This is a genomic window from Cupriavidus sp. H18C2 (assembly GCF_049393795.1).
Taxonomy (GTDB): Bacteria; Pseudomonadota; Gammaproteobacteria; order Burkholderiales; family Burkholderiaceae; genus Cupriavidus; species Cupriavidus pauculus_C.
Genome location: NZ_CP186010.1, coordinates 1,197,875 through 1,208,009, shown reverse-complemented (window position 1 = coordinate 1,208,009; position 10,135 = coordinate 1,197,875). Strand labels below are relative to the sequence as shown.

The window sequence follows — 10,135 nt, the reverse complement described above, 5'->3', positions numbered from 1 at the left end:
ACCACGCCACGCCATGACCGCCGATGCATCGACCGCCCCCGCCGCCGAGATACCCGCCCATCCGGCATCCCACGCCCAGGCGCCACGCCTCGCGGCGTTCTGGCACCGACACCGCGTGTTCCTGGCCGTGGTGGTACTCCCGACGCTGCTGGCCGCGCTCTACTACTTCGGCATAGCCGCCAGCCAGTACGAGTCCGAGGCGCGCTTCGTGGTGCGGTCCACGCAGTCGCAGCTGCCGCAGGGCACGGGCGGCCTGGGCCAGATGCTGGGGCTGGCCGGCGTGCTCAACGACGCGCAGGCGCAATCGTTCAGCGTGGGCGATTACCTGGAGTCGCACGACGCCGTGCGCGCGCTCCACGACAAGGTGGATCTCGTGTCGCTGTTCCGCCGCCCGGAAGCAGACGTGGTGTCGCGGCTCTGGTGGGCCGATCCGAGCCCGGAGACGCTGCTGCGCTACTACCGGCGCCAGGTGACCGTGGCTTTCAGCCAGGACACCGGCATCACGACGCTGCGCGTGCATGCGTTCCGCCCGGACGACGCGCGGGCGCTGGCAAGCTGGCTGCTGACGCTGGGCGAGTCGCGCGTCAACGCGTTCAACCAGCGTGCCGTGGAAGACGCGGTGCGCGTGGCCACGGCCGAACTCAGGGAGGCCGAGGCCCAGGTGATCGAAGCCCAGCGCGCGCTGACCACGTTCCGGCTGCAGCAGCGCGACATCGACCCGGAAAAGACCGGCGTGGGCCAGCAGACGCTGGTGGGCCGGCTGGAGGAATCGCTGGCCCAGTCGCGCGCGCAACTGGCCACCGTGCTGGCGGCCGTGGACGCCGGTAGCCCGCAGGCCGTGGCGCTGCGCGACCGCGTGGCCGGCCTGGCACAGCAACTGGCCGCCCAGCAGGCCCGGCTGACCGATGCGCAGGGCACCGCGCCGCGCATGGCCGATTACCAGCGCCTGCTGATGAAGCAGGACTTTGCCGCCAAGCGCTACGCGGGCGTGGCCACCGCGCTGGAAACCGCGCGCGAGAACGCGCTCAAGCAGCAGCTCTACATCGTGCGCGTGGTGGAGCCAAACCTGCCCGTGCGGGCGCTTTACCCGCGCAGCGCACTGATCGTGACCAGCCTGTTCGTCAGCCTGCTGGTGGCCTATGGCATCGGCTGGCTGATCGTGGCCGGCGTGCGCGAGCACGCGGCCTGACCCGGAGACCCGTTGTGAAACTGTTCAAGAAGATGTGGGCCGACCAGGACGGCGGCCAGGCCGCCGCGCTGGTGGCCACCGCCGACGCCGCGCGCGACGCGCGCGACTGGGGCACCGCCGCCGCGCACTATCGCCAGGCCCTGGACGCGCGCCCCGAACTGGCGCCGATCTGGGTGCAGTACGGCCACGCGCTCAAGGAAAGCGGCAACGTCGTGGAAGCGCGCGCCGCCTATCGGCGGGCACTGGGGCTGGCGCCCGACGTGGCCGATACCCATCTGCAGATGGGCCACGCCGCCAAGCTGGCCGGCGCTCTGGAGGAGGCCGCCGCCTGCTACGCGCAGGCGCTGACGCTGGCGCCGGGCCATGACGACGCGCTGCGCGAACTGCACGCGCTGGCGCTGCGCGGCATCCGCGTGGACATGCACGCCCTGCGCGGCACGTGGAACCGTGCACCGGCCATGGTGCCGGCCGACGACCCGGTCGCCGCGCTGTCCGTGATGCTTGACGCCGCACGCGCCGCCGCGACCCACCCGGCCAACCCGACCAACCCGGCCCATGCCGAAGCGGCCCGGCTGGCCCGCGAGCAACTGGCCAGCGCCGTCGAGATCCTGCGCCGGATCGACCGCGACGCGCTGCAGGCGACCCGGCCCGCCGGCCAGGGCGCCGCCATCGTCTTCGACGCCACCGACCTGATCCACCACTTTCGCAGTTCGCGCCTGCCCACCGGCATCCAGCGCGTGCAGCTCGAACTGATCTCCGCCGCCTGCCGCGCCACCGATCCCGCGCATCCCGCGCCGATGGTGTGCTACCTCGGCGACCAGGGCTGGCTGGAAGTGCCCGGCGCGCTGTTCGCGCAACTCTGCCGGATCTGCCTGGGCCACGGCGACGCGCCGCCGGCAGCCTGGCAGCAGACGCTGATGCAACTGGACACGCTGATGCTGGGCAGCGCGCCAATGGCGTTCCCGCGCGGCGCGTGGCTGGTCAGCCTGGGCACGTCGTGGTTTCCGGAGTACCTGCTGCACGTGCGGCTGGCCAGGCAGCGATACGGCATCCGCTACGTGCCGTTCGTCCACGACCTGATCCCCGTGGTCATGCCCGAGCATTGCGTGGACGACCTGGTCGACCGCTTTGCCGCGTGGCTGCTGGGCGCGTTTGCGCACGCCGACCGCTTCCTCGTGAATTCGGAATCGACACGGCGCGACCTGGAAGCCGCCGCCGCGCGGCTGGGCCAGCCGCTGCCGGCGGGCCACGTGGAAGTGGTGCGGCTGGATGCCGACATCCGCAAGCCCGGCCTGCGCGCGCCAGAGGCCGCCAACATGCAGGGCTGGGGCTGGAGCCGGCAGCCGTTCGTGCTGATGCTGTCGACGGTGGAGCCGCGCAAGAACCACCTGGCCGCGTTTCGCGCGTGGTGCAGCCTGATCGACCACCATGGCGCGCGGCACGTACCGCAGCTCGTCTGCGTGGGCGCCCGGGGCTGGAAGAACGAGGCCGCCCTGGCGATGCTCGACAACGATCCCGTGCTGGCGAGCCGCGTGACGATCCTGTCCGGGCTGGCCGACCCGCAGGTGGCGCTGCTGCTGGAGCGCTGCCTGTTCACGCTGTATCCAAGCCTGTACGAAGGCTGGGGGCTGCCCGTGACCGAATCGCTGTGCCACGGCAAGGTGCCGGCGGTGTCCGACGTGGCGTCGCTGCCGGAGGCCGGTGGGCTGCTGGCCGACTACTTCGATCCGCAGTCGCCGGGTGAACTGCTGCGCGTGGTGGAAAAGCTGATCTTCGACGTGCCGTACCGCCGGTCGCGCGAGCAGCGCATCGCGGCGGAGTTCCGGCCGCGCACCTGGCAGCAGTTGGGCGACCAGATCGCGCAGGCCGTGCACCGCTGGCAGGGCGGCATCGGCGATGCGCAGCGCGCCGCGCCGGCCCCGACGCTCGCGGCCGGCCGCTTCTACCCGATGGCCGCGCCGCGGCGGCTGCCGCTGGCCCAGGGCACGGTGGTCACCGAGAGCCTGCGCGCCGGCGACGGCTGGCACGGCGTGGAGGACTGGGGCTGCTGGAGCCGGCCGGGCGACAGCCGGCTGGCACTGCGGCTGGCGGACGACCTGGCCGATGCCAGGGTGCGCGTCTACCTGTGCGTGCGCGGGCTGCCGTCGCGCGCCACGCAGTACCGGCTGGAATGTGGCGACGGACCGCGCAGCGAAGGCCGGCTCGACGCCGGGCGCGAGCGCTGGATTGCCATCGACGTGGATGCCCCGCCGCCTGGCCAGCCGCTGGAACTGTCGCTTCACGCCGACGTGCACGAATCGCTCGGCGAGACCACCCAGGGCGCCGACGCGCGCGTGATCGGGCCGGCCGTGCTGGGGGTGTACGTCTGCGCGGCCGACGATACGGCCGCGCGCCTGCGTCTGGTGGAAGCCGTGACGCTGGGCAGCCTCGACGCGCTGGCGGTACCGGCCGAGACGGACCGCTTTCTGCTGGCGGCGCGCCAGACCTCGCAACTGCTGGCCGGACTCTAGGGGGGCCGTGATGGACGTCATCGACATGCCCGTGGCGCGGACCGCCGACGCCACGGCCGCCGCCACGGCGATCCTGCTGCAGCCCGTGATCCTGGCCGGCGGCGCCGGCACGCGGCTCTGGCCGCTATCGCGGGAGCAGATGCCAAAGCCGCTGATCCCGGGGCTGCTTGGCGATACCACGCTGCTGTGCGCCACGGCCGGGCGGCTTGCCGGCATCGACGCGCCGGGGCTGCAGGCGGCGCCGCAGGTCATGGTGGTCTGCGGCCACGCCCATGCCGAGGCCACGGCGCGCCAGCTGCGCGGCAGCGGCCATCGGCCCCGGCTGCTGCTGGAGCCGTGCCCGCGCAACACCGCGCCCGCGCTGACCGCGGCCGCGCTCGACATCGCCGCCACGCGCCCCGACGCCGTGATCGTGGCGATGCCGGCCGACCATGCCATGGGCGATACCGCCGCGTTCCGGCAGGCCATTGCCACGGCAGCCGGCCATGCCGCAGACGGCGCCGTCGTCACGCTGGGCGTGGTGCCGGATGCGGCGCAGACCGGCTACGGCTACATCGAACTCGGTACCGCGCTGGACGACAGCGGCACGCGGCGGCTGGCGCGCTTTGTCGAGAAGCCGTCGCACAACGTGGCCGCGCGGTACGTCGCCGCCGGCCAGCACTGGTGGAACAGCGGCATCTTCGTGGTGCGCGCCGACGTGTGGCTGGGCCTGGTGGCCCAACTGCATCCACAGACCCTGCTGGCGTGCCGGCAGGCCCACGCCTCGGCAACGCCGCTGCCCGACGGCCTGCTGCTGGACGAGGCCGCGTTTGCCGCCTGCCACGCCGATTCCATCGACTACGCCGTGATGGAGCGCCTGGGCGACACGCCGGCGGCCGTGGTACCGCTGGACGCCGGGTGGTGCGACCTGGGCGCCTGGGACGCCATCTGGCAGCGCATGCCGCGCGACGCCGCCGACAATGCCGTGCGGGGCCAGGTGCTGCTGGAAGGCGCGCACACCACGCTGGCGCACGCGGCCAGCCGGCTGGTGGTCTGCGTCGGCACCCGCAACCTGGCCGTGGTGGAAACCCCTGACGCCGTGCTGGTGGCGGACATGGCCCATGTACAGCACGTCAAGACGGCCGTGGAGAAGATCCGCGCCCAGCGCCGCACCGAGGCCAGCACGCACCGCCGCGTGGAACGCCCCTGGGGCCGCTTCGAGTCGATCGACCAGGGCGAGCGCTTCCAGGTGAAACGCCTTGTCGTCGAACCCGGCGGCCGCCTGTCGCTGCAGATGCACCACCACCGCGCCGAACACTGGATCGTCGTGCGCGGTACGGCGCGCGTGACGCGCGGCGAGGAATCGTTCCTGGTCAGCGAGAACCAGTCGACCTACATCCCGCTGGGCGTGGCGCACCGCCTGGAAAACCCCGGCAAGACCACGCTGGAGATCATCGAGGTGCAGTCGGGCAGCTATCTGGGCGAGGACGACATCGTGCGGTTCGATGACGTGTACGGGCGGGGATAGGCATGCCGGAAGCCAACGCAACCCTACAGGCCGATCTGGCGGAAGCGCAGTCGCTGGCGGAAGCGGGCCGCTTCGACGCTGCGCTGGACGCCTACCGCAGGATCCTCGACACCGAGGAAAGCTGTACGCTGGCGTGGTACCGCAAGGGGCTGCTGCACCGGCACAACGGTGAGACGCGGCTTGCCATGGTGGCATTGCGGCGCTGCATCTCGCTATCCGCGACCGACCCGTGGCCGCGATTCCAGCTGGCGCAGATGCTCTGGTCCACCGGCATCGCCCGGCGGTGGGAAGCGCTGCGGCTGTTCACGTCGGCGTTCGAACTCGATCCTCACTGCGCGGAGTTTCGGCTCAACCTCGGCAACGCGCTGGCATCGATGCAGATGCTGGGACGCGCCGCGCACATCCTCGCCCCGCTGCCCGCGTCGCTGCCAAGCTGGTGGGCCGCGGCGCGCGACAACGCGATCGCGGCCTGGCGCGCGGCCCGCCACGAGGCGCGCCAGAGACTGGCGGCCCGCCGCCACGCCGACGGCGAGCGCTCAACCCTGCCCGACACGCTGCGGCTGGCCGGCCTGCTCGGCCAGATTGGCAAGCACCGTGCCGCCGGGTCCATTGCCCGGACAGTCATGCGCCAGCATCCCCACACCTGGGGGGCATTTGCCATCCACGCCGACGTGCTCGCCCGGGATACCGGGCCGGCCGCGGCGGTCGCTTTCCTCGACAGCATCCGCCGGCTGTTCGGCGGCCAAGCCGCGTTCGAGATCGCGACGGCCCGCCTGCGGTATGAAGTGGGCGAAAACGACGTCGCGTGGCGTCTGCTGACCCCCGCACTGCGGCGCGTATCACAGGAATCCCGCGCGCTGGCAAGCTCGGTACTTCTGGCGTTGAACGAAGGCGAGTTGCTGCTCGAACACTGCCGGGAATGGATGCACGACGCCCCCGACGACACCGCGCCCTTCATGTTCGCCCTGGCGGCCCAGCACGCCAGTGGCCGGCTGCAGACCTTTCGGGAAGGCACGGGCGCGCCGCATGCGGACGGCGGCGTGCCTGCCGCGACGACGCTGGTCCAGTTCTGGGACACCCCCAGCCCGCCCCCGGAAGTCATGGATGCCATGTCGTCCTGGTCGGCCATGAACCCTGGGCTACGCCATATCGTCTTCGACGATGCATCGGCCAGGGCCTACATCCTCGACCGGTACGGCGAGGAGGCGGCGGCAAGCTACGACTGGTGCCACCATCCGGCCATGAAGTCCGATGTGTTCCGCATCGCCTATCTGGCCAGTGACGGGGGCATCTATGTGGACGCCGACGAGTACTGCCGCAGGCCGCTGGCGCCCATCCTGCACGCGCTTGCCTCGGTCGAGCTGGTTGCCGCGCGCTCCGCCGACGTGGCGCCGTACCTCTACAACGCATTCCTCGCAGCGAGGCCCCGCTCGGCCATCGTCGGGCGCGTGCTGGAACAGTTGCTTGCCCAACTGACGCGCGCCCGACGGGCCGGCGTCCGGCTGGATATCTGGCACGCGACGGGCCCCGGCATTCTGACCCGTGCAGTGAGCCATCTGCTCATGAGCGAGCCGGACGCCTGCGCACGCGTGCTGCTGCTGACCAAGGGGCAGTACGAGAGCTTCTCGGAGGAACGCGACACCATGGCCTACAAGCAATCGACCCAGGGCAACTGGCGGCTTTCGGACCGTGCCGCCCCCTGACGCCTTCTATCCTCCCCACGAAAACAGAGCAGGAAACCCTCATGAACCAGGCAAACGAAGCGCAGGCCGTCTTCACCGAGATCTATCACCGGAACCAATGGGGCAGCCCCGAATCCGTCTCGGGGTCCGGCTCCGAAATGACGCGCACTCGCCATCTGCGGACGGAGTTGCCGCATCTGCTTCGGGAGTTCAACATCCGATCGGTGCTGGACATCCCTTGCGGCGACTTCAACTGGATGCGGCACGTCGACCTGGGCGGCGTCCACTACATCGGCGCCGACATCGTGCCGGAACTCGTCGAGCACAACCGGCGGACTTACCGGGGCCCCCGCATACAGTTCGAGCACCTGGACGTGATCGCCTCGCCTTTGCCGAAAGTCGACGCGGTGCTGTGCCGCGATGGCCTGGTGCACTTTCCGCATGCCAGCATCGCGGCGGCGCTGCGCAACATCTGCAGCAGTGGTGCGCTGTATCTGCTGACCACGCACTTTTCGTTCCGCACGCCATCGGCCAACGAAGAGATCGACTTTGGACAGTGGCGCCGCCTGAACTTCGAGCTGGCGCCGTTTCACTGGCCCGCCCCACGCCGGTACATCATCGAGGGCTGCGACGAGCACGACGGGCACTTTGCCGACAAGAGCCTCGCCATCTGGCCGGTCCAGGAGATCCGTAGCCGGCTGCAGTGGCCATGACAAAGGCGGCGGGCCGCGGGCCGGCCCCCTTCCCTCACCGCTTGAAGAACTGATTCCCGGTATAGACCGGCGAGAACAGCAGGTTCAGGATCGACACGAACTTGGTAAGGCCGTTGGATTCGGCGTTGGCGATGTAGACCACGTCCTTGTCGCGCATGGCGAAGCGCTGCGCCAGGAAGTAGCTGGACGGGTTCATCAGGTCGAGCCGGTAGATCACGGGCGCGGTATCGGGCTGGTAGCGGAACACGAAGATCGCGCGCGGGTCGGCCTGCAGGTCGCCGGGGCCGCCCACCTTGGCCACGGCTTCCGCCAGGTTCACGCGCGGGGCGTCGAACGGTACCTGCGATACCTTGCCGGCCGCGCCCATGACCGAGAAGCTGCGCGGCCGGCGTTCGATCATCAGGCGGTCCTGCGGCCGCAGCGGCAGGTTGGCGTCGCTCTCGGGCGACAGGTCGGCCAGCGGCAGTTCCAGCGTGGTCTGTCCGCGTGTCAGGCGCGCGGCGACGTCGGTCATCGGATAGGCCGCGCCGCCGGCCAGCGCCACCATGTCCAGCACACGCTCGCCGCCGGGCGTCAGCGGCACCCGGCCCGGCTTGCGGACCTCGCCCATCACCATCACGCTGTTGGCCAGGTTGTCGCGCACGCTGACCACCACCTGGGGGTCTTGCGACTTGCTCCGCAGCGCGGCGCGGATGGCGTCTTCCAGTTCGCGCGGCGTGCGGCCGGCGGCCCGAATGCGGCCCGCGTAGGGCACCGGAATCGTGCCGTCGGCGGCCACCGTGACCGTCGGCATGGCCTGCCCGGCCGCGGTGGGCTGCGGGACCGCCGTCATGCCGCCGCCCATCGCCCCCAGCGTGGAGGCCGGGCCGAACAGCGTGGTGCCGACTTCGAAGATCGAGATGCCCAGCGTATCGCCGGCCCCGATGCGCTCGAAGACGGTGTCACCGCCGCGCGACACGGGCACATCGACGGGCGCGGCGGGCATGGCGTCGAGCTTGCCGATCAGGTCGGCGTCGACGTCGGCGATGCGATAGCCCAGCGCGTTGGCGGCGCTGGCCTGCGCGTCGAGGATGTCGCGCGCCGTGGGGCCGCTGCTGGGCAGGTAGGCACAGCCGCCCAGCACGGCGGCGCAGGCCAGCGCCACGGCGCGCGGCGCCAGCCAGGCCCGGGGCGCAAGGTGAGCAAGGGAAGCAAGGGAAGCGAGGGAAGCGGACGGTCGTTTCATGGTGAATCGGGAAGGGACAGCACGCGCGCGTACATCGCGCGCAGCCTGGCTTGATAGGGTTCGGGCGCAAACCGCTGCGCCTGGCGCGGGCCCAGGGCAGACAGTTGCGCGCGGAGATCGGCGTCGGCATCGAGCCGCCGGAAGCCGGCCGCGATGTCGGACACGCTGTACGGATCGACCATCAGCGCCGCGTCGCCGGCCACCTCGGGCAGCGACGCCACGTTCGACGTCAGCACCGGCGTGCCCACCGCCATGGCCTCCAGCACCGGCAGGCCAAAGCCTTCGTAGATCGACGGGAAGGCCACGGCGCGCGCCTGGCGCACCAGCGTCATCAGCCACGGACGCGGCAGGTAGTCATAGCGGCGGATGCGTTCACTGACGCCGCGCAGCGGATGCCCGCCGTCACCGTGCAGCAGCCGCGTCTCGGCCGCGCTCTTCCAGGCCCGCGCGCCGACGATGACGAGCGGCGTGTCGACCTGCGCGGCCAGGTAGCCCTCCACGAGCCGGCCAATGTTCTTCTTCGGCTCGATGGCGCCGAAGTACAGGAAGTATCCGCGCGGCGCCAGTTCGAATGCGGTTGCCAGCCGCGCGCCATCGTCGGCATCGGCCAGCGGCACGGGCATGACGGCCTGCCAGGTGTTCGTGATACGCGCTGGGTCGGCGGCGGGAAACATCCGCAGCAGGTCGGCCCGGCTGGCTTCGGACACGGTGCAGACGTGGTCGCCGTCGCGCAGGCACGCGCGCACCAGCCGGTAGTGGTAGCGCTTGTTCTCCAGCGACGTGTACGGCAGGCGCAGCGGCACCAGGTCGTGGATCGTGTAGATGTTGCGCGCGCCTTCGATCCGCACGGGCAGCGGATAGGTCCAGTGCATGATGTCCGGCGGATCGGGCACGCGCAACCGCAGAAACCTGCCGTGGCGCCGGAAATGCCGCGCCGCCGCGTCGAACAGGTCGGGACTCGTGAAGAGCCGGCTGCTGTCGGGCACGCGCGCTTCCAGGCCACGGGCGATGACGCTGTCCGTGCGCGGCACGTGTACCGCCGTGCGCCCCAGGACGTCGGCGCAGGCCGTGCCGATGGCCGCCAGCCGGTTGCGCGACACGCGGCGCGGCCGGTCCAGCGCATCGAAGAACAGCACCTCGCGCAGCGGCGCGGCGGTGCGTGCCCCGACCGCGAGGCCGTAGACCAGGTCCACGTCGTGCCCCATCCGCGCGAGCGACCACGCCAGCGTGCGGGCGTAGGTGGCCACGCCGGAGCCATTGGGCAGCGCCAGATTGAATCCATCCACACCGATGCGCATGGCTGTCCTGT

At 71.2% G+C, this 10,135-nt stretch carries 7 protein-coding genes; 5 read left to right on the top strand and 2 right to left on the bottom strand.

Going from position 1 to position 10,135, the window contains the following annotated elements:
- Positions 1-13 precede the first annotated feature (13 nt).
- Genes EPAKOI_RS05690 through EPAKOI_RS05670 form a run of 5 tightly spaced genes read left to right on the top strand, consistent with a single transcriptional unit; the run spans position 14 to position 7,601 of the window.
- Positions 14-1,189, top strand: a complete 1,176-nt coding sequence (locus EPAKOI_RS05690; protein ID WP_313837907.1) for a hypothetical protein — start codon at positions 14-16, stop codon at positions 1,187-1,189.
- Between the two features lie 14 nt (positions 1,190-1,203).
- Complete coding sequence (locus EPAKOI_RS05685) at positions 1,204-3,699, top strand: glycosyltransferase (RefSeq protein WP_423193218.1); 2,496 nt, start codon at positions 1,204-1,206, stop codon at positions 3,697-3,699.
- A gap of 10 nt (positions 3,700-3,709) precedes the next feature.
- On the top strand, positions 3,710-5,206 hold the full coding sequence (locus EPAKOI_RS05680; RefSeq protein WP_423193217.1) for a mannose-1-phosphate guanylyltransferase/mannose-6-phosphate isomerase: 1,497 nt from the start codon (positions 3,710-3,712) through the stop codon (positions 5,204-5,206).
- 2 nt (positions 5,207-5,208) lie between these two features.
- A complete protein-coding gene (locus EPAKOI_RS05675) occupies positions 5,209-6,909 on the top strand; it encodes a glycosyltransferase (RefSeq protein WP_423193216.1) in 1,701 nt (566 codons plus the stop codon).
- A gap of 41 nt (positions 6,910-6,950) precedes the next feature.
- Positions 6,951-7,601 carry a class I SAM-dependent methyltransferase gene (locus tag EPAKOI_RS05670; RefSeq protein ID WP_423193215.1) on the top strand — a complete coding sequence of 217 codons (651 nt, stop codon included), beginning with the start codon at positions 6,951-6,953 and terminating at the stop codon, positions 7,599-7,601.
- A gap of 34 nt (positions 7,602-7,635) precedes the next feature.
- Here the strand turns inward: EPAKOI_RS05670 and EPAKOI_RS05665 are convergent, their stop codons facing one another.
- Positions 7,636-8,826 (bottom strand): polysaccharide biosynthesis/export family protein, encoded by a 1,191-nt coding sequence (locus EPAKOI_RS05665; protein ID WP_423193214.1) that lies wholly within the window; start codon positions 8,824-8,826, stop codon positions 7,636-7,638.
- Positions 8,823-10,124 (bottom strand): glycosyltransferase family 4 protein, encoded by a 1,302-nt coding sequence (locus EPAKOI_RS05660; protein WP_124684598.1) that lies wholly within the window; start codon positions 10,122-10,124, stop codon positions 8,823-8,825. The genes EPAKOI_RS05665 and EPAKOI_RS05660 overlap by 4 nt, the downstream gene beginning before the upstream one ends.
- Positions 10,125-10,135: the final 11 nt, after the last annotated feature.

What these genes read in the sequence shown, in the direction of transcription:
- EPAKOI_RS05675 (WP_423193216.1), top strand. Translation starts at nt 5,209, where the DNA reads ATGCCGGAAGCCAACGCAACCCTACAGGCCGATCTGGCGGAAGCGCAG.
- EPAKOI_RS05670 (WP_423193215.1), top strand. Translation starts at nt 6,951, where the DNA reads ATGAACCAGGCAAACGAAGCGCAGGCCGTCTTCACCGAGATCTATCAC.
- EPAKOI_RS05680 (WP_423193217.1), top strand. Translation starts at nt 3,710, where the DNA reads ATGGACGTCATCGACATGCCCGTGGCGCGGACCGCCGACGCCACGGCC.
- EPAKOI_RS05660 (WP_124684598.1), bottom strand. Translation starts at nt 10,124, where the DNA reads ATGCGCATCGGTGTGGATGGATTCAATCTGGCGCTGCCCAATGGCTCC.
- EPAKOI_RS05690 (WP_313837907.1), top strand. Translation starts at nt 14, where the DNA reads ATGACCGCCGATGCATCGACCGCCCCCGCCGCCGAGATACCCGCCCAT.
- EPAKOI_RS05665 (WP_423193214.1), bottom strand. Translation starts at nt 8,826, where the DNA reads ATGAAACGACCGTCCGCTTCCCTCGCTTCCCTTGCTTCCCTTGCTCAC.